Genomic DNA, 23,840 nt, shown 5'->3' with positions numbered 1-23,840 from the left:
ATAAGGAAACTTTTTTTATAAGGAGAACGGTATGCATGTCACCCTCGTCGAAATTAATGTAAAAGAAGACAAAGTTGAGCAATTTATTGAGGTTTTCCGCGCTAATCATCAGGGTTCTATCCTGGAGCCGGGGAATTTACGCTTTGATGTTTTGCAGGATGAATCGATCCCAACACGCTTTTATATCTATGAAGCCTATGTTGATGAAGCCGCAGTCGCGGCGCATAAGAAAACGCCTCATTACCTGAAATGTGTGGAACAACTGGAGGCGTTAATGAGCGGCCCACGTAAGAAAACCGTGTTTATCGGGCTGATGCCTTAACCGATATGGGCAGTTGATATTGTATCGCTGCCCACACGGTTTCCCCTCAATACCTTTCTGCGATGCCATTCCCCCATGACTGACGCCATGATTTTTAATCATCCAGCAGCAAATGATTAATGAAAATGCCAGTAACGTTTTTGGCCTTAACTATAATGAAGGTAAATAAGATTCAACCAAGACAAATTGTGAGGCAAATTTATGTCAGAAAAAATCGCCGTCGGTATCAGCGCGTGCCTGTTGGGTGAAAAAGTCCGTTTCGATGGCGGTCATAAGCGTCTGACATTTGCGGCTGACGAGTTAGCCCCTTTTGTCCATTTTGAGCCAGTCTGCCCTGAGATGGCTCTGGGCCTGCCGTCTCCTCGCCCAGCACTCCGGTTGGTTAAAGCAGGCGACGATCACGTTCGTATCAGTTTTAGCAATCAGCCAGAAACCGACCTGACCACCGCCATGCAAGCGTTCTCCGCCAAAAAAATTGCCGGACTGCAACATCTAAGCGGCTATGTGGTTTGCGCCAAATCCCCCAGTTGTGGCATGGAGCGAGTGCGGGTGTATGAAGCGGATGGTAAAAATAATCGCAAGAGTGGCACCGGTATCTTTACTCAAGAGTTAATGCGCCAATTGCCGTGGCTCCCTATTGAGGAAGATGGTCGCCTGTGTGATGCGGAATTGAAAGAGAACTTTGTCGCGCGAATTTACGCTTTACACGAGTTTAATCAGCTCTGGCAGCAAGGCATGAGCCGTGCCAGCCTGATCGCTTTTCATAGCCGCTATAAGTTGTTATTGCTGGCTCATTCACAACCTGCATACCGAGAACTCGGGCGTTTTGTCGCAGCGATCGACCAATGGAACTCCATCAATGATTGTGCATTTGAATACCGTAATCGGTTGATGGCTCTGATGAGCCAGCACTCCTCGCGCCGTGGCCACACCAATGTATTGCAACATGTCCAAGGCTATTTCAGTCGTCAACTCAGCCCACGGCAACGCAACGAACTGGCACAACTTATCCTGCGTTATCGTCATGGTAGCCAACCACTATTGGCCCCGATCACGCTGTTAAAACATTATTTAGCTGAATACCCCGACATCTACCTTTCCCAACAGCGCTATTTTGATCCTTACCCAGAAGTCTTGCGACTAAGGTATGGACACTAAATAATATGAAACCAGCGGCAATTGAGCGAATGGGTTCTTTGCACACCCGGTTATCAGACAACACCTATCATAAAAATGTATCATTTGAGCTATTCTTGCCACAAAGATAATGATTGGCAGCTTTTCTGGCGGTATCACGCCCTATTAGTGTTGATCCCCATGCTAAAACAGGAGTTTCTATGAAAACCACTCATCGTCTGACAATAACGCTGGCATTGTCCACCATGCTACTGGCGGGTGCAGCTAACGCAAATAGTCTATTAGACTCCGTCAAAAGCGCGGCAGACCAATACAATAAATCGGGCGATAGCACATCGTCGCTAAGCAGTTTACTTGATGGCGGCGATAAAGCCCTGAGCGCCAGCACCATGACCAATGCCGCCGGTATATTGCAATATTGTGTTCAAAATAATGTGTTATCGGCGAATGGCACGGCTGCGGTCAAAGACCAATTGATGAGTAAACTGGGCATCACCAGTACTGAAAATGCCAAAAGCCAGGACTATCAAGAGGGTTTGGGCGGATTACTGAAAACCGGCGAAGGCAAAAGTCTTAATCTGAACGATCTGGGCAGTGAGCAAGTTACTGAAAAAATTAAAACCAAAGCCTGCGATTTAGTGCTGAAACAGGGTAAGTCATTCTTATTGAAATAACGCGACAGATAATAGCGGGGCGCGGCTTGAAGCTGCGCTTTTTTGCGGCTTATTTTATAAAAATATTCTGGCGGTGATAACTCATCTGCCCCTCATCGGGGAAAAACTGAACCGGTAGCCGCAGTTTCCGCCCTTCATATTTAGCAAAGTTCTCTTCACTGATACTGCTTTTAAGTTTTTTGATCTGCACAGATAGCACCATTTCCAGATGTTCGTTAAAGGTGATCAATCCCTGATCAAAGGCACGGTCATGCAAGCTGGAAAGGCACAGACCATTACTGGGATTAAGCCGATGATCCGCGCCGTGACTCCAAGGGCGGATATGGCTGGCAACTAATAATGTCGGTTCTTCCAATTCGGTAATGCAGCAGCGATTTTCATAAACGTGCAATACGTTTTTACGAAATAGTTGCTGCCCGACTCTGGCCTTAATAATAGTAGTCCGTTCTCCACCACTAAAATCTTTCATGCCACTATCAAATAGTTTGGTCGCAGGCTTTTCTAACAGACTCATCGCCTGCTGACATTGCAGCTCAAAACCTTCGGTATTCTCATTCATCTCCAACCACAATGCACGATCAGCCTTAGAAGCTCCGCTTAATCCTTTGCGGCCCGAATCGATAATAAATGGATCCAGACTGGCGAAATTAACTAATTTCATCGCCAACGCTGACGGCGTTCGACCAATTAACGCGGCGTAATGAATAATATCAGGATTTTTGGAATGCAATTTGCCAAAGGGGATTTGGCTATACAGCATAAATGCAACTAACAGTTGATCCCGCGTCCAATAATTTGCCGCCATGTATCGCCATCCAAAATTAGTAAACTGCCTTATTGAATGGGTTAACTATGCCAGGTAAGGGGGAATGGGTACAACTTCAAATTTTCTGGAGATGCCCGCCAGACGGAACTCAGGTTGTAAACCCTAATAGTTCATTAAAGGCAGAAAAAGTCACTGACCCCAAAAATTATTACCATGAAGATGGTGAATAAGTTGCAGATCTATCCCCGAGAGCAGGGCTGTCTGACCACATCATATATGGAAAAAAGAAAATCTCAGTGCGGCATTGGCTGTTACCAATATTACGTAGAGTACATTTAAATCACGCCCATTAGTGAATATGTTGACCCATATTACGCAATTCGGGAATATGGGGAATCTTAGGAAGATTGTTAAATCGCTTTTTCCGATTCGGCTGGCTTTTGATTGCGATTAACTGCCACTTTGCATAGCCAATATATCAAGCTGGCGGCAAGCAACGAATTGATGGTGGGAATACCCCACTCAACCATTACTCCGACAATACTGCCGACAATACTGGTAATAATAGCAACCCAACCAATAACTGGAGTTTGGGTTTCATCAGGCAGTTTCCCTTCCAGCCGACTCATATCAAGAATTTTGCGATGAGAGCGCAATACATAATAGTCCGTCAACATGATACCGATAATCGGTGGAAGCACTATCCCCATCACAGTCAGGAAATCAACAAATCTATCCAGAATACCCAGCACGGAAAGCGTGGTTCCCAGCCCACCAATAACCAGCGTAGTTGAGAGATATTTTAGTTTCTTACCGGTGAGTCCTTCAACCACATTGACAATACCCAGTGATGAACAGTACAGGTTGAGGTCATTGACCTTCAAGGTAGAGAACACCACCACCAGCAGGCCAGTGACCCCTACAGCTTGAGACATAATGCTAACAACATCTGCCGTACCCAGTGTCTTAGCAATCAGAATAGCCAAGCCGTTAACCGCACACTTCCCAACGATGATGCCAATAAATATCACCCCCAAAACATGTTTCCCATTTTTGGAATAACGCGTCAGGTCTGGGGTAACTAAGCTCGCCATGATGGCTCCTCCCATCACGATAGTGATACCGGCACTGGTAGACAGAGTATCACCAGCTACTGTCGACTGACTGATATCAGAAATATTATGTCCAGTTAGAATTTTAAAAGAGATATAAGCCACCAGTAAAATAAACATCGGTACAGCAATTCTCGCAGCTATGCGCAATGCCTTGAAACCAAAGGCTACCAATATCGTCAGCAAGCTACCGGATAAAATTGCAGCCAAGTTAAAGCCCAATTTCTGCCCCAAAGCGAAATCCAAAGATTTGGCGAAAATAGCATTCTGTATACCAAACCAACCGAGCAGGCTCACTGCGACCACAACCCCGACCAGCGCCGCGCCCAAGCGCCCAAAACCACACCAACGCGCCAGCAGACTGCCGGAAACCCCTTCACGCATACCCGCCATCCCAAGGCCGTAGGTCACCACACAAAATATTATGCTGGCGACAAAAAGCGCGGTGAAAGCATCGGTTAACGTCATGGAATTGCCTAGCACAGCACCAAGCATAAATTGATCCAGCGAGGTCAGCGCCCCCATATAAACGATAGCAACACTGAAAAATGAAACTCTTTTATCCTGTGGCACTCGACTTAATGGATAGTCTTCTGTTTTGATCATAATGATATGTCCCTTTATTATTCAGATAAATTAAATTCCTTTTACTACTAATCGATAAGTTATATAACAAACAGCCTTACCCAACATGTAATCCCGCATGGTAATTAAACGTACCATCATAATTATTTATTATATTCTTGATGATCAAACATAAGTTAAAACCCTATCAACTCAACACTTAAGTTATATATTTATATTATAATACTTAGTTACCCTTGAGTTACCCTTGAGTTACCTATTGCAATAGGAACACTACTCACATTACCGCTCAAGCATATGAATTAATTTTATATTTATTGTAAATAAATACCCAGGAATTAATAATTAAGACTTCAATCAGATTAACAATCCATTGAATCCCCTCTATCCTAATATCACCTTTAATAAAGTGTTACAAGGTGATTTTTTCAATCAATCATATAATTAGGTTAAGAATTTATATTTATTACAGCAGAGATGAAGCATATGGATTGATATTGTGAATTCCATATAGCAATCAAGTTATTTCTATCAGTGCTTACTTAGCCTTATCAAGATCAGATATCAGTGACATTATCCACTGAAGGCGATAAAAAACCGCCTTGAATTTAATATACGGCGAAATGATAATAATAAATCAACTTCATGCCCACTCCTCTCAGATCGAGAAGTGAGCAATTCGGAATAATATTAAACCGTTTTTCCCGACTCTACTGATTTTTTATTGCGACTGACTGCCACTTTAAATAACCAATATATCAGGCTGGCGGCAAACAACGAATTGATAGTTGGAATGCCCCACTCGGTCACTAAGCCAATAATACTGCCGACAATACTGGCAACAATAGCAACCCAACCAATCGTGGGAGTTTGGGTTTCATCAGGTAATTTCCCTTCTAACCGGCTCTTATCCAGAATTTTACGATGAGATCGCAACACATAGTAGTCCACCAGCATGATGCCAATAATCGGTGGAAATACCACGCCCAGTACGGTGAGAAAATCAACAAACCGGTCTAAAATACCCAATACAGAAAGCGTGGTTCCCAGAATGCCAATAACCAACGTAGTTGAAATATATTTCAGCTTCTTACCGGTAAGCCCTTCGACCGCATTGACGATACCCAGCGAAGAAGAGTAGAGGTTAAGGTCGTTAACCCTTAATGTTGAAAACACGACGACTAACAGCCCTGCACCACCCGCAGCCTGAGCCATAATGGTGACAACATCTGCGGTACCGAGTGTTTTAGCAATCAGGATAGCCAACCCGTTAACCACAAACTCCCCGGCAACAATGGTAAAAATGGTCACGCCCAGTACATGTTTACTATTTTTGGAATAACGTGTTAGGTCAGGAGTCATCAGGCTCGCCACAATCGCTCCCCCCACGACGATAGTGATACCGGCGCTAATAGAAAGAGGGTCGCCAGGGGGTAATAACTGCATGATTTCAGGAAGGTTATGACCAGATAAAGTACTAATGGAGATATAAGCCACCAGTATAATAAACATGGGTACGGCTATCCTGGCAGCAATACGCAATGCCTTGAAACCAAACGCGACCAGTACCGTCAAAAAGCCGCCTGACAAGGCCGCTGCCCAGCCAAAACCGAGCGTGTGGCCCAAAGCGAAATCCAGGGATTTAGCGAAAATGGCATTTTGTATACCAAACCAGCCCAGCAGACTCACGGCCACCACAATCCCGATCAGCACCGACCCCAAACGTCCAAAGCCGCACCAACGCGCCAACAGGCTGCCGGAGATCCCTTCGCGCATTCCCGCCAGCCCAAGGCCGTAGGTGACCACGCCAAAGATGATGCTGCCGATGAGAATCGCGGTAAATGCGTCAACCAGAGTCATAGAATTACCGAGTACAGCACCAAGCATAAATTGATCAAGTGCGGTCAACATGCCCATATGAACGATAGCAACGCTTAAAAATGAAACCCTTTTATCCTGTGGTACTCGGCTCAATGGATAATCTTCAATTTTAATCACAATGCAGTATTCCTTGTTATTCAGATAAACTGGATTCCTTTTGCCACCAGGCGGTCAGGAATATAATTATCCAAGTGCGCAAATTTGCAAAACTCCTCAAACTGCTGCAACGTGTGGACATCAGATTTTTGGTAAATTGTATATATTCTGTTTTCTATTGTTTTAGTGCTGATATTATATATTTTCGCAATTTCTTTAACGGAAAGCCTTTGTAGCATTAAAAATATAACGTCAAGTTCAGCGCGGGTAAATGTCTTACTATTAATTTCAGTTGTCAGGATGCTGGGTTTTTGTTGGTTGATATATTTAAGCGGGGATAAACTATTCAGTGGTTTGGCGCTCCACATAACGCCGATAACTTCTTTTTTATCGTTATAAATAGGCAATTTTTCACTGATAAAAGGCTGTAGCGTGTCTTTACCATACCAATAATGTGTCTCTATTACTGTAACGCGATCCTGAGACTCCTCGGTTCTTTTATCATGCTCGATAAACTCAGGGGAGAATTCAGTCCAGTGGGCAGGAAACTCATCATCCATCTTACCTTCGATGTCAAAACTCAGCGGCGTATTGGTATAAAGGTAAGCAGCCTTATTCATATAAATATGGCGGGAATACAGATCTTTTATGCCCCACGGCTCACTTAAGTGCTCCATCATGGCAATAAGGCCCTTGAAATAAATTTCATTATTTTTATCGGGCAAATCCATTACAACCTCGCCGCTCAAGAATAGGTTAGATTTCTTTCGCCAAATAGTGTCGTGTATGCTTTTTGGCATATCCGCCTAAATTGCCATAAATGCGATAACCTAATTTTTCATAAAAGCCTCTGGCCTGAAAATCGAAGGTATCGACATAAGCCATATGGCAGCCGCGTTTCAGGGCTTCTTCTTCAGCTTTTTCCATTAAGTGGCGGCCATAGCCACTTTTACGATATTCGTCACTCACCCAAAGATATTGAACTTCAAGGCCACCCCACCAGGTTCTGGCGACTAATCCTGCCACGATTTTCCCATCATCGCCTGTAACCGTTAAGAATAACGGATGAATGTCCACGACTTCTGTTTTATTATTATGAGCCCAGAGGCTGTCAATCACGAACTCTTCATCTTGCGGGTTAGGCGCATCTGTCACATTAATGTTCATTCTGAAATATACCCTTGCATGTGAATAATTAAGACTGCAACTAAATTAATTAAACTAAACCATTTGTAATATCACTTTTCTTAAAGTGTTACAAGAGTGGTTTTCACCCGTTCCAGTTATGGTGCTGAGTGTCTATATTGATTGTGACAGAGTTAAAAAATACCAACTTATCTCGTGAATGTTATCTGTTTGTACCGCTCTGTCTGCAAATGTTGATTTCGCCTCACCAGGGCAACATCGGGGAAACCCATCTATAATTTACGGCTCCACCTGTAGAGCAAGGTCAACTTGCCAAAGGGGAGCCGCTCATCAGCGCCATAACTCATAAATCTTATTACTCAATAAGCCCATTCGCTATCATCATCGCTCCGCTCGATAAGAATCTGTAGTGCTATTTTATTTACCATTAATTATGGGCACCAAATTGAGACAGATTTTATTTTCCAAATAGTTGTAAGTGCCGTTAATATTCCGATCTGGCAGTGTCCTGGGATAGCGATGTAATGAAGAGTGAACTCAATAGCATACCTGTATTTGTCACGGTCGCCGAAGCAGGCAGTTTTTCACGCGCGGCAGAGAAATTGCATCTGACGCGATCCGCAGTAACTAAAATAATCGCGCGACTTGAAGCAAAATTGGGCGTGACACTGTTTCACCGGACAACTCGCAGCCTGAGTATGACGGATGAAGGCACGCTATATCACGAATACTGCCAGAGAGCGCTGAATGAAATCTGCCTTGTCGAAGAGATTCTTAACGATGGGAAGTTTGAGGTCTGTGGGCGGCTACGTGTTTCAGTACCGGTGCTATTCGGCCATCTCTGTATAGCACCACTGCTTACACTATTTGCTGATACACATCCCAAGCTTAAACTTGAAATCTCTTTCAGCGATCGGGCTGTTGATCTGGTCGAGGAAGGGTTTGATTTGGCAATTCGAATTGGGGCTTTACCTGATAGCAGCAGCTTAATTGCGAGAAAACTGTCTGAACACAGAATGATTTATTGTGCCGCACCTGATTACCTCAACCGATGTGGCGAACCACAAACCGCAGAGGAATTGAATCTTCATGCGGCAGTGGCCTATATTAGATCAAGGAAAGTTCAACGATGGCAGTTCAGGGATAAGACGGGCACCAAAAAGGAATTCATTCCAAATGCAAAACTGATGATGGATGACATGCAGGCGGTGACTAATGCCGTAGTTTCTGGTGCGGGGATTGCCTGGCTCCCTTACTGGCTGGTACGCGAGCTGTTAGTTGACGGGCGTTTAAAACAGATCCAAAGCATCACCTCCGACGGTATCTGGCCAATCTATGCAATATGGCCCAGAACACCGCACTTGCCGCTGAAAGTCAGGCTTGCCGTGGACAAGTTGGTAAGCGACTTGCCAGAGCGTATGGCGGTGGTGGAAGCGCCAACTCATCCCCTGAAGTGATGTTTACGCCGCCAACAGGGGGCTATCCCACAAGAGATGCTATTCTGATGCGAGCATCAGCAAGTCCTTTCGCACGGCCATAAGGCCGCATATCCATACCTTCTGCGTATACAAACTCTACATCTGTGATACCTATCAGACCCAGCACAGCTTGCAAATAAGGTGTTACTGCATCAGTTTTCTGATTAACATGAATGCCCCCGCTGGAACTTATAATCACGGCACTTACCCCCTCAATCAACCCTATAGGATAAGATTCGGTATATTTAAAGGTGATGTCTGCGCGGGCGATCAGATCAAACCAGTTTTTTAGTTGTGTTGGAACATTTAAGTTATACATAGGCGCACCAATAACCACCATATCACTCTCCTTCAGCTCAACAATTAATGAATCAGAGAGAGCGACCACGCTACGTAAATGTTCATTCAAGTTATTCCCAGCCCGCAGCGCGGTAAAAATTTCGCTATTCAGCACCGGTAGATCCATCGTCGTAAGATCATGTTCAGTAATCGTATCGACAAAACCAGCATCCTGTCGCGACACCAGAAAAGTGTCTATCAGCATGTTAGTTTGTGAGTTATCACCCATAATGCTGGATTTAAGTACCAGAATATTGCTCATGATATTTCCTGATATCCAAAGTTGTATGACCCATACATCTGCTGTGTACGAATCTTGTCATACGGAAAATCCTAACAGGAATAATCGGTCAATATTATTGAATTAATTCTCCACTATTGGTTCCAATAAGGAACCAATAGCAACATAATGTGTTTTCTGAAAAAACAATTGTAATAGCCCTAACCAAGCAGAGCTTATTGCTGTGTGTTATGCCAACAGCCCCCATACACAACGGAAAGCGGTTAACTCGGCTTATTGCGAAAAAATAAATTCGACATGACTTCTCAAGAATAATATTGATTTAAGTCAAGACTATTCTTGCACACATTAAACTTGCTTTATTACCTGTCAAAAACCACCAAGAAAGCACCTTTAATCTTATGATTGCTAACGGTTTAACTGTGCTATTCTCAGCATGCTAAAAAATACACATTAATATTTCTCTAGCGGAGTAAATAACTCTAGATATTCTGCCGCATTGAGTATCAGGGTATTTATTCAAAAAACATCACCGCTGATAAACATGAATCTCAAACCGTGCCAACGGCGGTGCGTCTCTTTTTGCAATGAGTGATATGACATCATTTCATTACATTTAATCTTTTGAGGTTTTATGGACAAAACATTATTGGCCGGAGCAATTAGTCTGTCTTTGGTCACATTACCTGTTCAGGTATTGGCATTTACGCCAATTGTAGAGGGAATAACCGTCAACAATGAAGTCATCAATACTGGCGGGCAAATTGTGCGTAACGGTGGCGTCATTAATAATGGCTGGGTTTATGGCTCCACCAATAATGGAATAATGATGAGAGCCGCAATTACTGTCACCAACGGGAGCAGTGCCGGGACAGCCAATAATACCATCGTGGATGATAGCGGTTGGTTGCAGGTTACCGATGCTTTTGCAACCGGAACCATTGTTAATCAGGGCGGGTTACTTGAGGTTAAAACGGCGGGGATCGTGACAAATAACCAAATTAATGATGGCGGTTATATGACTCTGGGACTCAATAGCCAGTCGAAAGGTTATCTCAATATCGCGGCGGGTGCAGAACTTTTTATTACCAATAACGATTTATATACCAGTGATGTGGCCACCCACAATCCCGCCCTACCCGCCAATGTCACCATCGAAAATATCAATGTAGCTGGCCTGGTCGAGATTGGCCCTTCCTGGGTAGGCACGACTGTGGTGCCTGTTTCCCCACCGGCAACCTTGGGGCCAGTGCTGGTTACCCGAATCAACAATGTGACTATGCAAGGGGGGGATATCAACCTGATGCCCTATTCTGCTGGCGGGCAATTTAACCGACTGGAGATAGAAAACCTGTCAGGTCAGGGTAACTTTAAGATGACAACCCAACTTGCCAGCAGTGCCGGGGATTTTATTACGGTGTCTCAGCAAGCAACCGGCCACTTTGGTATTACCGTTGAGGACAGCGGTAAAGAGCCGCTATCCGCCAACAGCCTGGCATTAGTGCATGTTAATAGCGGTAATGCCCAATTTCGCTTACTTAATGCAGGCGGAGTGGTAGATTTAGGCGTTTACCAATATGGGCTATACGGCCAGGAAACCAAGGGTAGCACCGACTGGTATTTAGCCACCAACACCGCGGGTCTTCCCGGAACAACACTGAATCTGGCGGTTCCCGTGCTCAGTTCTGCGGCGCAAGGTGTGCTGAATATGGCAGCAGCGCCACGGCATATCCTGAATGCGGAACTGAGCACCTTGCGTCAGCGCCAGGGTGAGTTGAAAAAAGAGACAGAAGGAACGGTCGGCGTTTGGGCGCGTTATCTTACCGATGACAGCCGGTTGTCTGACAATAAAAATATTTCTTTCAAGAATACCTTGAGCGGCATGGAGATCGGAGCAGATAAGCAATTGGGGTTGAGCCGGGGTAATATACTGATCGGGGCATTTACCGGTTACAGTTCATCCGATGTCAAAGCCACTCGCAGCGCAGGAACCAATGGTGATATTCGCAGTTACAGTGGCGGCCTCTACCTGACCTATTTGGATCAAAGTGGGTTCTATGTCGATACCGTATTGAAAGCTAACCGTTTTAATAATGAGCTGAGTACCCAGGGCGCACAGGCGGAATACAGCCAGAATGCCCTTACCGGCTCACTAGAAAGTGGTTATCAATTACCTGTTTATGCCAATCTGGTACTGGAGCCGTATGGTAAAGTGAGTTATTCACGTATTGGCAGCGCAGATTATACTCTCAGTAACGGTATGGCAGCGGATGTGGCTAAAGCGGATAGTGTGCAAGGTGAGTTAGGGACAATATTGGCGGCCTCTTATACTCTGAATCAAATGGCGATCAAACCATATATTAAACTGGCTATTGCTCGTGAATTTATCAAAACTAATACCGTTGCAATTAACGATATTGGCTTCGATAATAATTTCTCCGGTAATGTCGGTAAATATGGCGTGGGCGTTGATGCCTCTGTTGCCAGTAATACTGCCATTTTTGCCGAACTGGATTATCTCAATGGTTCAAAAATTGAAACACCGGTAACGGCTAATATTGGTTTCCGTTTGCGGTTCTAATTTTGTCAGCCTCTCCTCTGAGGGGCTTTTATTTTGGGTGCTATCTTTTTATTTCCATATTGGCCTCAACAACAATTGCAATAAACAAGACATCGCTCACGAATTTTAATTTAACTATAGGCTTATTCCTATAAAGATGAGTGATATTTCCTGTATTTTCCTACAAATTTAAGAAAACCATTGTAAGTGGTTAATTTAAAGGCATACTGCTGAAAAACTATTTTACACTTTAATATCCAAAAATATTGGAGAAGGGCTTTTTACGTGCTGCGTTCCTATTATTTCATATTAATAGCTGGCATATTATCGTCAGCATTGACTATTCCGTTATCCAGTGTTGGCGCGGAATTAGCCCCTGTTCAACAGAGTATCCACCAACAGGAACGGCAACGAGCCTTGGAAGAGCGTTTGGCTGCGTCGACACCGGATGTACGCTTATCTGCGCCTTCAGCCTCCTTTGGCCGGCTTTCCTTCCCCATTGAAAAACCCTGCTTTGTTATTGATCGTATAACGCTCAGTGGCACCGAGCCTTTACCCCGCTGGTTGCCCCTGCAACGGCTCGCTGATCAGGCGCAAGGCCAGTGTTTGGGGGCAAAAGGCATTAACCTGTTGATGAGCCAGTTACAAAATCGCCTGGTGGATTACGGTTATGTCACCACCCGCGTGCTGGCCCCGCAGCAGGATTTGAACAGCGGCACACTGGCATTACACGTCGTGCCCGGCAAAATACGCCATGTTGAGCTGACGCAGGGCAGTGACCGTTATGTCACGCTGTTCAGCGCCTTCCCCGCCCGCCCCGGTAACTTGTTAGATTTACGTGATATTGAACAAGGGCTGGAGAACCTACAGCGCGTCCCTACGGTGCAAGCCAGCATGGAGTTGGTCCCCGGTTCTGCCCCTGGAGAGACCGATATCGCCCTGAAATGGCAACAGAGCAAAATGTGGCGGCTGGCGGCCTCACTGGATGACTCCGGCACCCGCAGCACTGGCCGTTATCAAGGCGGCGCAACCCTGTTTCTCGATAACCCGCTTTCGCTAAGTGACCTGTTTTATGTTTCTGCCGGTGGCTCACTAAAAAATCGCGGCGATAAAGGCACCAATAACCTGACCGGCCACTACTCGCTGCCGTTTGGTTACTGGACAGCAGGCATCACCGCCAGCAGCTATGACTACCACCAGACGGTGGCGGGCCTAAATGGTGACTACAGCTACCGGGGTGATAGTGAAAATGTCACGCTGCAACTCAGCCGCCTGTTGCACCGCAATGCCAGCCAAAAAACCACTTTTACCTACGATGTGCTGACCCGCTCGTCGAAAAACTATGTCAATGACACCGAAGTGGAAGTGCAGCGCCGCCGCACCTCGGCCTGGCGTCTTGGGCTACAACATCGCCACTTCATCTCACAGGCGACACTGGATGCGGGTATCAGCTACCAGCGCGGTACCCGCTGGTTCGGTGCCATGCCCGCGCAGGAAGAGTATATCGGTGACGCCACCGCCCTGAGCAAAATTCTGCGGCTGAATGCGCAACTGGATATCCCGTTTAAGATTCTGGCGCAAAACCTCCATTACAACCTGCAATACCAGCGCCAAAGCACCAATACGCCACTGACACCACAGGATCAATTCAGTATCGGGGGCCGCTGGTCGGTACGCGGTTTTGACGGCGAACGCACACTAAACGCCGATCGCGGCTGGACGGTGCGCAATGATCTTGGCTGGTACACCCCGCTGCCGGGGCATGAACTGTATGTCGGCGTGGATTACGGTGAGGTCGGCGGGCGCAGTGACCCTTATCTGCTCGGCCACCATCTGGCGGGCAGTGTCGTCGGTGTGCGCGGCAACGTGCTCCGTACCCGCTATGACCTGTTTGCCGGCAAACCGCTGTCCAAGCCCGATGGCTTCAAAACCGATGCGGTAACGCTGGGCTTTAACCTGAACTGGCAATACTGATGCGCCCGATTAGCGCCTTACTCTCTGGGATGAGTCATGAATAAGAATCTGTACCGTATCGTGTTCAACAAAGCGCGTGGCCTGTTGATGGTAGTCGCGGATATCGCCGCCTCCGGCCGTGCCGCCTCGTCGCCATCGTCAGGTATCGGCCATACCCAGCACCGCCGTATCAGTGCATTATCGCCGCTGAGTTTTAGTCTGTTACTGGCGCTGGGCTGCGTCTCACTATCCGCTCAGGCCACTATTGTCGCCGATGGCAGTGCGCCGGGAAATCAGCAGCCGACCATCATCAACAGCGCCAACGGCACGCCACAGGTGAATATCCAGACACCGGGCAGTGGCGGCGTTTCACGCAACGTTTACAGCCAGTTCGATGTCGATAATCGCGGCGTGATCCTCAATAACGGTCAGGGTATCAACCAGACCCAGCTCGGCGGTTTTGTTAACGGTAACCCATCGCTGGCGCGCGGTGAAGCCAGTATTATCCTCAACGAAGTCAACAGCCGTGACCCAAGTCAGCTTAACGGCTATATCGAAGTGGCTGGTCGCCAGGCGCAGGTGGTGATTGCCAACCCGGCCGGCATTACCTGTGAGGGCTGCGGCTTTATCAACGCCAACCGCGCGACCTTAACCACCGGTCAGGCGCAACTCAATAACGGCCAACTGACTGGCTACGATGTGGAACGAGGCGAAATTGTTATTCAGGGCAACGGTCTGGACAGCAGCCGTCAGGATCATACCGACCTGATCGCCCGTTCCGTCAAAGTGAATGCCGGTATCTGGGCTAATGACCTGAAAGTCACCGCCGGACGCAATCAGGTGGATGCCGCGCACCAGAACATTAACGCCAAAGCCGCCGATGGCAGCGCCCACCCGGGCCTGGCCGTGGATGTGGCGAGTTTGGGTGGCATGTACGCCGGTAAAATCCGCCTGATTGGCACTGAAAGCGGTGTCGGGGTGCGCAACGCAGGCGAGATAGGCGCTTCAGCGGGCGAGATAACCCTCACCGCCAGCGGTATGCTGATAAACAGCGGCCAGATCAACAGTGCGACACACCTGGCGGTGAATACCGCCTCTGACATCGACAACTCGGGTGTGCTTTACGCGAAGGATAATACCCAGCTCTCCACGGCAGGTAAGCTCAGTAACAGTGGCACAATCGCGGCTGCGGGTGACACCACGATCCGCGCGGCGGAGGTAAACAGCAGCCGCAACTCAGTGTTGGGCGCAGGCATTAAGGCCGATAATAGTGCCATTAGCGGTGGCACACTGCGCATTGATGCCAGTGGGCAGTTAATCGCCCACGGGAAAAATGTCAGTGGTACGGCGCAGACCCTCAACGCACACAGCATCGATCTGGGCGGCAGCCAAACTCAAAGCCGTGATCTGACACTCACCGCGCAAGGTGGGGCTATCGATCTGAGCGGCGCGACCCTGTCTGCCAGTGAGCGTTTATCTGCTTCTACCACTTCGGCGTTACGTACCGATAACGCCAATCTGGTTGCGGATCAAGTCACGCTTAGCGCACAGTCGCTCTCCAATGTTGGCGGCGTGATAGCACAAACCGGCACCACAGATTTCAACCTGAATCTGCCGGGTTATCTGGATAACCGGGGCGGTACCCTGCTGTCTAAAGGCAATGTGGCGGTGCAGGCCGAGCGCCTTGATAGCGACAGCGGCAGTCTGCTCGGCGCGGGTGTACAACGTGATGGCAAACTGGCCCCGAGTGGAGAGCTTAATGTCGCTACGCGGCAAGCCTTGATAGCTCAGGGGCAGAATGTGGCCGTGGACGCCATGACGCTCACCGGCAGCCGTGTTGATCTCACCGGTAGCCAGACTCGCGCCAGCACTATCACCCTCACGGCCCGCGACGGTGATGTGTCAACTCGTGGGGCGACCGTGCTCACCCCCGGCAAGCTCTCGATTACTGCGGCGGCTAACCCGGAACAAACCCTGAATAACCGCGGCGGCAAATTACATGCCGATAATATCCAGCTCAATCTGGCCAAACTGGATAACAGCCAGGGGGAGATTGCGGCAGCGGCTGACCTGTGGATGCGCCTGCAAAGTGATGTCACTCATCAGGCCGGTGCGCGTTTAACGGCGGGGCGCGATCTGGTGTTCAACTCTACTGGCGCACTGATTAACCAGTATAAACTGGAAGCCGGGCGGGATATGCAGCTCACCGCGCTCAGTATCAGCAATAGCGGTAGCAGCAGCGCCCTGCTGGCCGGGCGGGATGTGTCCTTGAGCACCGATAACCTGTTTAACAGCGGCACGCTCTATGCCACCGGTACCGGGCAATTCACTGTTAACGGCAATGCTGAGAACCACGGTGAAATTTACACCGAACAGCAACTGACGTTCACCACCACCGGCAATCTGGCGAACCACGGTGTGATGCAAACGCGCGGGGATATGCTGTTATCAACGCAGGGCGAGCTTAACAACAGTGGCACGCTGTACGCTGCCGGTGACCAGATGCAGTTGTCCATCAACGGTAATCTAACCAACCAGGGCAAGCTGTACGCTGCCAATGGCAACGTCCACCTGCGGGCAGAAGGTTATCTGGATAACAGCGGCAGCCTGTATAGCGCAGGCAACAGCGAACTGATTACGCACGGCAACGCGGTTAACAGCGGCTCGGTTTATAGCCAAGGCGCACTACAGTGGCAGTCTGGCGGGAGTGTCGTTAACAGTGGCTCCATTGCCGCACTTGGCAACCTCCAACTGAGTGCCAACGACTTACTCAGCAGCACTCCATCTTTGATAGCGGCGGGTTTGAAAGCCGATGGTAGTCGAACCAGCCACGGTGATTTGACGGTCAGCACGCAGCACGCCTTGATAGCGCAAGGGCAAAATATCGCGGCGGGTGCATTGGCGCTGTCAGGTAGCCTGCTTGATTTAACCGCTAGCCAGACTCAGGCCAATGCCATCACCTTAGTGGCGAAATCGGGGGATATCACCTTAACGGAGGCGGTAGTTAAAGCAGTGACTCAGTTGTCTGCCAGTACAACCGCCCTGCTGCGCAGCGATAAGGCCAGCCTGATTGCTGAGCAGATAACGCTCACCGCACAGGCACTCTCCAATCTCGGCGGGGTGATAGCACAAACCGGTATCACCGATTTCACCCTCAATCTGGCCGGCTATCTGGATAACCGCGCAGGCACCCTGCTCTCCAAAGGTAACGTGGCCATACAAGCGCAGCGCCTTGATAGCGACAGCGGCAGTCTATTAGCGGCTGGCGTACAGAGTAATGGCCGTCTGACGGATACCGGTGACCTGAGGGTGGTAACCGGTCAGGATTTGAATGCGCAAGGGCAAACCCTCGCCGCCGGTGCCATGACGTTAACCGGCAGCCGGGTTGATCTGACGGGCAGCCACACGCAAGCCAGAGAGATGAACATCACCGCCCACAGTGGCGATGTCAGCACACAGCGCGCCAATATCATATCCCTTGGCACCCTCACCATTAATGCCGGTGCAAACGCCGGGCAAACCCTCAATAACCAGGGCGGTTCACTGGCGGCGAATAATATCACGTTGCACCTTGGTCGGTTTGACAGCAGCGCAGGCAAGATTACCGCCAGTCAGGATCTGGCCATTGGTTTACAGAGTGATTTCAGTAACCAGGCCGGATCGACGCTTCAGGCCGGGCGTGATTTAACCTTGAGCACTGACGGCGCGTTAACCAATGACGGGCAATTAGTGGTGGGCGGCAAACTCAGCACCCACTCGGCCAGTTTACTGAATAATGGCAATATCAGTGCAACGCAAGCCCGCCTCACTGCGGCGGGTGCGCTGCTTAACCGTGGCGAAATTTTAACCCGAGGTCGGCTTGATACCGACTCCCACACGCTATTCAACACCGGCACCCTCATTGGGGCTGACGCCACACTTAAGGCGCGAGAACGCATCACCAATTCGGGGCCGAAAGCCCTGATCGGGGCGACAGATGAAAACGGCACCTTAACCTTACTGGCACCGGTAATTGAAAACAGTGATACCGTCACCCGCACAGATACCGCCCCGACCACCACCCTTTTAGGCATGGGCAAGATTATCCTGGCAGGCGCGTTGGACAACAGCGGCAATTACCTGGCCGCCGCGCAGGTGCTTAACATTTCCGGCCTGATTGAATCCGGCAAAGATATGTTGATTTACGCCACGACACTGACTAATCGCCGCCATATTCTCACCGCCAATAGCGATTTTGTTGTGGCTAACACGGTGAATGGCACCGCTTACTGGACGGCAGACAAACCCGACATTCCAGGCGGGCGCTACCATGAACCCGATCATGGCGGGGCAAATAATAGCGATTATATCGGCACAAGTTATACGTCGACGCTTGCCTATAACAGCATCGACCAAATCAGCCCGGAAGCACAACTGCTGGCTGGCGGGAACCTAACCCCGCAGGTTGGCACGCTGGAAAACTTCTGGAGTAAAGTGAGTGCGCAAGGCGAGATTGACCTCACCGGTGTTACGCTGAACCAGGATGGCTGGGGCAGCGCACAACGGCTGATCGAACGCACCACCTCTACGGGCCTGTGGAATTACCGTAACTATAAAGGTGGCTTGTGGAACAAAGGTTGGGGGCCTGAAGTCAAGGAGCGCACGACCAACCAATACGCCTCGAGTCTCACCGCAAAAACCGTCAGTGGCAGTGGCACGATTATTCACAATGGCGCCAACCCCGGTGCCATCGCCCCACCGAGTGGAAACGACAGTACCGGGAAAGACATCGCCATCGAATTTAACGGTATCTCCCTGACACTCCCCAGCGGGGGGCTATATCAGCTCAACACTGACCAAGGCCACTACGCGGCAAATCCAGCAGGCGAGCTTTCCCTCGACAGCATCAAGACCCCGTCCACCACCGTGGATCGCACCGGTCTCTCCGCTCCTGAACGTGCGGTAAGCGGCGGCTATCTGGTGGAAACCCATCCTGCATTTGCCAATCTGAATAACTGGCGTGGCTCAGACTACGTGCTCCAGCAGCTCAATAACGACCCGGATGTGATATTCAAACGCCTGGGGGATAACGCCTATGAACAGCGTCTAGTAAGGGATCAGGTACTGGCGTTGACCGGTAAAACCGTTTCCAGTGATTACCGCAGCGCCCAAGAGCAGTTCGAACAACTGTTTGCGGCAGGGCTTGAGTACAGCAAGGCATTTAATATTGCCCTTGGCACCCACCTCAGTGCCGGGCAGATGGCGGCATTGACCAGTAACATCGTGCTGATGGAAAGCCGTGTCGTCGCCGGGCAAACCGTATTAGTCCCCGTGGTCTATCTGGCGGGCGTGAAACCGGGCGACTTGCGTGCCAACGGCGCATTGATAGCGGCAAATAATATCGAATTAACCAATGTGCAGGGTTTCACCAATCAGGGCGCGATCACCGCGACCAATAACCTGCACATCAGTATGGCGCAAGACATCACGCTCAATAACCGTGGCGGCTTACTGGACGCGGGCAATAACCTGCAACTCAGTACGCTCAACAGTGATATTGACCTGACCAGCGCGCGGCTAAACGCCACTAACCTGCAACTGGACAGCGGCCGTGATGTGATCCTGCGCACCGACACAGGACAACTCAGTAGCAGCAATGGCTCAGTACTACGTAACCAGACCCTGCTGGGGCCACTGGCGAGTATCAATGTCAGTAACAACGCGGTCATCAATACCGCCCGCGACTTTATCCAGCAAGGCGCGGGGGTGAATGTCGGTAAGGATCTTCAGGTCAATACCGGCGGCGACTGGCTGCTCAATACCGTCGAGCGCAGCGACCAGATAAGCACCAGTGATGGCCGTAGCAGTTCGACCAGCGAGCATATTCGCCATCTGGGTAGCGAGGTCAACGTGGGTGGTGCGCTGACGGCCAACGTCAACAATCTGACCGCGGTCGGGGCCAACATTAATGCGAACACCATTGATGTGCAGGCGCAGAATATTACGCTCAGCGCGGCCACCGACAGCCTGCATGTCACCGGCGAATCATCCAGCAAGCGCCATACCAGTTCAGTGGATCTCTATGATGAAACCCTGCTCGGCAGCCAGTTGAACGCCAAAGACGATATTAACCTTAAGGCGGCAAAAGACATCACCCTCAGCGCCAGTACGGTACAAACTGACGGTGCGCTAAAGCTGGCAGCAGGCGGCGATGTCACACTCACCACCCAGACTGAACAACATGACGCGCAGCGCAATCATACCGGCGTCAGCAAAGGTCTGGCCTCCAGCACCACCCTGCGCACCGAAGACAGTATTAGCCAGACGCTGGCGGTCGGCTCCATGCTGTCAGCCGGTTCTGTCGATGTCAGCGGCAACAATATCGCGGTCATGGGCAGTAATGTGGTGGCCGACAACGATATAAATCTCCGTGCGCAAGAGAACCTCACCGTCGGCACCGCGCAGCAAAGTGAGAGCCAGTCTCACCTGTCCGAGCAGACAAAATCCGGCCTGATGGGCACCGGTGGGATTGGTGTCACGGTGGGGAGTAATAGCCAGAAAACGACTGACAAAACGCAGACTCTGAGCAACGTCGGCAGCACGGTGGGCAGTCTGGGCGGCAATGTCACTCTTGAGGCGGGAAATCAGTTAACTATTCATGGCAGCGAAGTGATCGCCAATAAAGACATCAGCCTGCAAGGGTCAGATGTCGCGATAACTGCCGCGGAAAACAACCTGTCCCAACAACATACCACCGAGAGCAAACAGAGTGGCATCACCCTCGCCCTGTCAGGTGCGGTAGGCAGTGCCATCAACAGTGCCGTCACTACCGCCCAGGATGCCAAAAAAGAGACCAATGGCCGTCTACAGGCATTGCAGACCACCAAAGCCGTGCTTCAGGGCGTTCAGGCAGCGCAAGGCGGGGTTTTGGCCAATGAAACCGGCGACCCCAATGCGGTGGGGGTAAGCATTTCACTCGGCAGCCAAAAAAGTCAATCAGAAAGTCGCCTTGAGCAGACTACCGCCAGCGGCAGTAACATTGCTGCCGGAAATAATCTGTCCATCACCGCCACCGGGAACCACGGGGCCGGGGATATTCGCGTACAGGGCAGCGAATTGCAGGCAGGGAAAAACCTCAGTCTGGATGCCAAAAATGATATTGCGCTGAACAGCGCTGAAAACAGTGAAAGTCTGCGTGGCAGCAATAAAAGTGCGGGCGGCAATATCGGGGTGGGCATCGGCGCAGGGAAAGGGGCCGGTATTAGTATCTTTGCGGGCGTGAACACCAGTAAAGGTAAAGAACAGGGCGACAGCCTGACCCATACTGAAACCCAGTTGAAAGCGGGCAATACGGTAAGTATCACCAGTGGCCGTGATACCACGCTGCAAGGCGCACAGGTCAGTGGCGAAACGGTAAAAGTGGATGTCGGCCGTGATTTAACCCTGCAAAGTGAGCAAGACCGCAACAACTACGACAGCAAGCAGACCAGCGTCAGTGCCAGTGGCAGCTTCACCTTCGGCACCATGACCGGCAGCGGCAGTGTCAGCGCCAGTAAGTCGAAAATTGACTCGGATTACACCTCGGTGCAGGAGCAGACCGGATTCTTTGCCGGCAAAGGCGGCTTTGATATCACTGTGGGCGAACACACCCAGCTCAACGGCGCAGTCATTGGCTCGACTGCCACCGCCGATAAAAACACGCTGGATACCGGCTCGCTGGGCTTCTCGGATCTCAGCAATCAGGCCAGCTTCAACACCTCGACCAGCAGTATGGGCCTGAGTAGCGGCGGCTTTACCGGTAGCCAGGACTTTATCAGCAATATGGGCGGGAGCCTCCCGATCATGGGCGGTAATAGTGGTGATGCCAGTTCCACCACTCATGCGGCTATTTCAGATGGCACTATCACGGTTCGCGATACCGATAAACAGCAGCAAAATGTCGCGGACCTGAGCCGCGATGTTGAACACGCCAATAACGCCCTCACCCCGATCTTTGATAAAGAGAAAGAGCAGAACCGCCTGCGCGAAATCAACCTGATCGGAGAAATAGGCAATCAGGTGGCCGATATTGCGCGCACGCAGGGTAAGATAGCGGAAGAAAAAGCGCTGAAAGATCCGAAAGCGATTCAGGCAGCAAAAGACGCGCTGGCACAGAGCGGCAATCTAACGCCGACGGAAAAACAGCTGACCGAGCAAATACGCAATACCGCGATGGCGGCTTACGGTACCGGCAGCGATTTACAACGGGCTATTCAGGCTGCGACGGCGGTCACGCAGGGGCTAACGGGGGGGAACCTCGGTCAGGCGTTAGCCGGTGGCAGTGCGCCATATCTGGCACACGAAATCAGCCAGTATCTGCCCGCAGATCAGAACCAAAGTGCTAATCTAATGGCCCATGCGGTACTGGGTGCGGTGGTAGGCCACTTCAACGGCAATGCCGCCGTCGGTGCCGCCGGCGCTTTCACGGCAGAAGCCGCCGCGCCTGCAATAATCAAAGCGATGGGCTGGGATAAAGACAAGCTGACCGAACAGCAGAAACAAACCGTCAGCGCGTTGGGTACACTGGCAGCAGGGCTGGCCGGAGGCTTGGTAGGCAACAGCAGCAGTAGCGCAGTGGCCGGAATGGAGGCTGGCAAAAATGCGGTGGAGAATAACTATCTGAGCAATCAACAGCGTTCAGATAGAGATAAAGAGTTCGATGCCTGTAAAGGCAGTGTGTCGTGCCAATTGCAAGTGGGTGCCAAATGGGATGCCATCAGTCTGGGGCAAGATACCGCCTACAGTGCAGGCATGTTGGTTGGTGTTCCTCAAGGGCTTTACGACTCAGTCGAGAGTTTATCGGAATCCATCAGTGATCCTGCTGCGGCTTATGATGCAATCAAGCAACTGATAGCGAGCGATGACATCTTTAGCACTATGTCGGATGCGGTTAAGCAAAGCTACATTGATCGTATCAACCTGATGGAGTCTGAATATCAGAAAGCTGGCGCAAGTGGTGCGTATAACGCGGGTGTTGAAGCCGGTAAACTTGTGTCTGATCTGATTGGTGCTGTTGCAGGTGGCGTTGGTGTTGCAAAAGTGGGTACAGCACTCACAGAGAAAATTGCAGCGAAAGTGGTTGGCAAAATTGAATCACCAAACCTTAAAACACCATCTGGTAACCCTAACAGTTCAAGTGCTGTTACCGATGTTGAGGCAGGTGGGTATTCTTACTATGACCAATTCAAAAATGCTAATGGGGGATGGGATTGGCCTAAGAATTTGGGATTTGAAGGTGATCCTGTCAAAACTACAATCCCAGTAGGTACTCGTTTGGATAGATATGGGGAGCCTAATGGTTCTTTCCTTGCACCGAAAGGGACACCTTACGAACAACGTGCCCTTGCGCCGGGCGCTAAAGCTGAAAAATATTATGAGTATGAGGTAATAAAACCCTTGCCTGCTATACGAGGAGAAATTGCTCCTGCTTTTGGTCAGCTAGGTGGAGGTGTCCAAATATTACCTAATATGCAAGAGCGAGTGAATGTTGACTGGCTGGTGAAAAATGGATATCTACGGGAGATAAAGTAAT

13 protein-coding genes are annotated in these 23,840 nt (G+C 49.8%); 7 read left to right on the top strand and 6 right to left on the bottom strand.

All coding sequences use genetic code 11. The features are described from left to right. Window positions 1-31 precede the first annotated feature (31 nt). From lsrG to AT01_RS14965, 3 genes are all read left to right on the top strand, one after another. Complete coding sequence (lsrG, locus tag AT01_RS14975; RefSeq protein WP_042547693.1) at window positions 32-322, top strand: (4S)-4-hydroxy-5-phosphonooxypentane-2,3-dione isomerase; 291 nt, start codon at window positions 32-34, stop codon at window positions 320-322. A 201-nt stretch (window positions 323-523) separates the two neighbouring features. Then, on the top strand, window positions 524-1,480 hold the full coding sequence (locus AT01_RS14970; RefSeq protein ID WP_042547692.1) for a YbgA family protein: 957 nt from the start codon (window positions 524-526) through the stop codon (window positions 1,478-1,480). A gap of 179 nt (window positions 1,481-1,659) precedes the next feature. Further along, a complete protein-coding gene (locus AT01_RS14965; RefSeq protein WP_042547691.1) occupies window positions 1,660-2,133 on the top strand; it encodes a DUF2501 domain-containing protein in 474 nt (157 codons plus the stop codon). A 49-nt stretch (window positions 2,134-2,182) separates the two neighbouring features. Here the strand turns inward: AT01_RS14965 and AT01_RS14960 are convergent, their stop codons facing one another. The 5 genes from AT01_RS14960 to AT01_RS14940 all read right to left on the bottom strand — a co-directional run bounded on the left by AT01_RS14960 (window position 2,183) and on the right by AT01_RS14940 (window position 7,740). After that, a complete protein-coding gene (locus AT01_RS14960) occupies window positions 2,183-2,938 on the bottom strand; it encodes an HNH endonuclease (RefSeq protein ID WP_004701796.1) in 756 nt (251 codons plus the stop codon). Between the two features lie 371 nt (window positions 2,939-3,309). After that, window positions 3,310-4,617 (bottom strand): cytosine permease, encoded by a 1,308-nt coding sequence (locus tag AT01_RS14955; protein ID WP_042547690.1) that lies wholly within the window; start codon window positions 4,615-4,617, stop codon window positions 3,310-3,312. A 669-nt stretch (window positions 4,618-5,286) separates the two neighbouring features. Next, a complete protein-coding gene (locus AT01_RS14950; RefSeq protein ID WP_042547689.1) occupies window positions 5,287-6,594 on the bottom strand; it encodes a cytosine permease in 1,308 nt (435 codons plus the stop codon). A gap of 20 nt (window positions 6,595-6,614) precedes the next feature. Continuing rightward, window positions 6,615-7,304 (bottom strand): helix-turn-helix transcriptional regulator, encoded by a 690-nt coding sequence (locus AT01_RS14945; RefSeq protein WP_042547688.1) that lies wholly within the window; start codon window positions 7,302-7,304, stop codon window positions 6,615-6,617. A 25-nt stretch (window positions 7,305-7,329) separates the two neighbouring features. Next, window positions 7,330-7,740 (bottom strand): GNAT family N-acetyltransferase, encoded by a 411-nt coding sequence (locus tag AT01_RS14940; protein ID WP_004701786.1) that lies wholly within the window; start codon window positions 7,738-7,740, stop codon window positions 7,330-7,332. Between the two features lie 503 nt (window positions 7,741-8,243). On the opposite strand from AT01_RS14940, the gene AT01_RS14935 reads away from it, so the two are divergent. After that, a complete protein-coding gene (locus tag AT01_RS14935) occupies window positions 8,244-9,176 on the top strand; it encodes a LysR family transcriptional regulator (protein WP_042547687.1) in 933 nt (310 codons plus the stop codon). 22 nt (window positions 9,177-9,198) lie between these two features. Here the strand turns inward: AT01_RS14935 and AT01_RS14930 are convergent, their stop codons facing one another. Beyond that, the gene (locus AT01_RS14930) at window positions 9,199-9,798 is read right to left on the bottom strand and encodes an NAD(P)H-dependent oxidoreductase (RefSeq protein WP_042547686.1); all 600 of its coding nucleotides are present in this window, start codon (window positions 9,796-9,798) and stop codon (window positions 9,199-9,201) included. 613 nt (window positions 9,799-10,411) lie between these two features. Between AT01_RS14930 and AT01_RS14925 the strand changes: the two genes are divergently transcribed. The 3 genes from AT01_RS14925 to AT01_RS14915 all read left to right on the top strand — a co-directional run bounded on the left by AT01_RS14925 (window position 10,412) and on the right by AT01_RS14915 (window position 23,839). Continuing rightward, window positions 10,412-12,358: an autotransporter outer membrane beta-barrel domain-containing protein gene (locus AT01_RS14925; protein ID WP_042547685.1), complete on the top strand. Its 1,947-nt coding sequence runs from the start codon at window positions 10,412-10,414 to the stop codon at window positions 12,356-12,358. Between the two features lie 264 nt (window positions 12,359-12,622). Next, entirely contained in the window at window positions 12,623-14,311 is a 1,689-nt protein-coding gene (locus AT01_RS14920) for a ShlB/FhaC/HecB family hemolysin secretion/activation protein (protein WP_042547684.1), read from the top strand. Window positions 14,312-14,347: 36 nt separating this feature from the next. After that, on the top strand, window positions 14,348-23,839 hold the full coding sequence (locus AT01_RS14915) for a hemagglutinin repeat-containing protein (RefSeq protein ID WP_144404945.1): 9,492 nt from the start codon (window positions 14,348-14,350) through the stop codon (window positions 23,837-23,839). Window position 23,840 lies beyond the last annotated feature (1 nt).

It is taken from the genome of Yersinia aldovae 670-83 (genome assembly GCF_000834395.1).
Classification (GTDB): Bacteria; Pseudomonadota; Gammaproteobacteria; order Enterobacterales; family Enterobacteriaceae; genus Yersinia; species Yersinia aldovae.
Note: the sequence above shows the minus strand (reverse complement) of the source record. Positions and strands in the feature narration are given on the sequence as shown.

What these genes read in the sequence shown, in the direction of transcription:
- AT01_RS14935 (WP_042547687.1), top strand. Translation starts at nt 8,244, where the DNA reads ATGAAGAGTGAACTCAATAGCATACCTGTATTTGTCACGGTCGCCGAA.
- AT01_RS14930 (WP_042547686.1), bottom strand. Translation starts at nt 9,798, where the DNA reads ATGAGCAATATTCTGGTACTTAAATCCAGCATTATGGGTGATAACTCA.
- AT01_RS14915 (WP_144404945.1), top strand. Translation starts at nt 14,348, where the DNA reads ATGAATAAGAATCTGTACCGTATCGTGTTCAACAAAGCGCGTGGCCTG.
- lsrG (WP_042547693.1), top strand. Translation starts at nt 32, where the DNA reads ATGCATGTCACCCTCGTCGAAATTAATGTAAAAGAAGACAAAGTTGAG.
- AT01_RS14945 (WP_042547688.1), bottom strand. Translation starts at nt 7,304, where the DNA reads ATGGATTTGCCCGATAAAAATAATGAAATTTATTTCAAGGGCCTTATT.
- AT01_RS14960 (WP_004701796.1), bottom strand. Translation starts at nt 2,938, where the DNA reads ATGGCGGCAAATTATTGGACGCGGGATCAACTGTTAGTTGCATTTATG.
- AT01_RS14925 (WP_042547685.1), top strand. Translation starts at nt 10,412, where the DNA reads ATGGACAAAACATTATTGGCCGGAGCAATTAGTCTGTCTTTGGTCACA.
- AT01_RS14940 (WP_004701786.1), bottom strand. Translation starts at nt 7,740, where the DNA reads ATGAACATTAATGTGACAGATGCGCCTAACCCGCAAGATGAAGAGTTC.
- AT01_RS14970 (WP_042547692.1), top strand. Translation starts at nt 524, where the DNA reads ATGTCAGAAAAAATCGCCGTCGGTATCAGCGCGTGCCTGTTGGGTGAA.
- AT01_RS14965 (WP_042547691.1), top strand. Translation starts at nt 1,660, where the DNA reads ATGAAAACCACTCATCGTCTGACAATAACGCTGGCATTGTCCACCATG.
- AT01_RS14955 (WP_042547690.1), bottom strand. Translation starts at nt 4,617, where the DNA reads ATGATCAAAACAGAAGACTATCCATTAAGTCGAGTGCCACAGGATAAA.